Origin of the sequence: Bartonella vinsonii subsp. vinsonii, assembly GCF_902825235.1 — a bacterium.
GTDB classification, from domain to species: domain Bacteria; phylum Pseudomonadota; class Alphaproteobacteria; order Rhizobiales; family Rhizobiaceae; genus Bartonella; species Bartonella vinsonii.
Window position 1 is genome coordinate 1 of record NZ_CADEAJ010000074.1, and the last position, 397, is coordinate 397.

At 38.5% G+C, this 397-nt stretch carries 1 protein-coding gene; it reads right to left on the minus strand.

The features are described from left to right. Positions 1-74: 74 nt before the first annotated feature. Positions 75-397: DNA adenine methylase (locus J7R12_RS08730; protein WP_234924871.1), on the minus strand; the 323-nt coding region annotated here is incomplete at its 5' end.

Genomic DNA, 397 nt, shown 5'->3' on the forward strand with positions numbered 1-397 from the left:
GGGTTCTCACAGGGTCTTCAAAGACCTTTCAAAGGGTATTTAAAGCCCCCTTTCATGAATCTTTTTTTCTTTTCTTAAAGATAGCAATTTGAGATGATCAGTTCCTTACTGGGAATCACATTATTGGAAGAACAGCACGAATAAACTATTCTCACTTCTTTTAATGTAAACTGACTAAAAGTTTTTCGGATCTCTGGTACATCATTAAGAGACAGAACAAACTTTCCCTTTAGTTGTGCAAGCAGTGTGGACATTTTCTGGTAATCCTCTCGCTTAAATAAATCTTTTCCGTAGCAATCCTCAACGCCCCAATAAGGCGGATCAAGGTAAAACAAGGTCGTTGGCCGGTCATAGCGAAGTATAAAATCAGACCAGTCTAAATGTTCAATGGCTACTC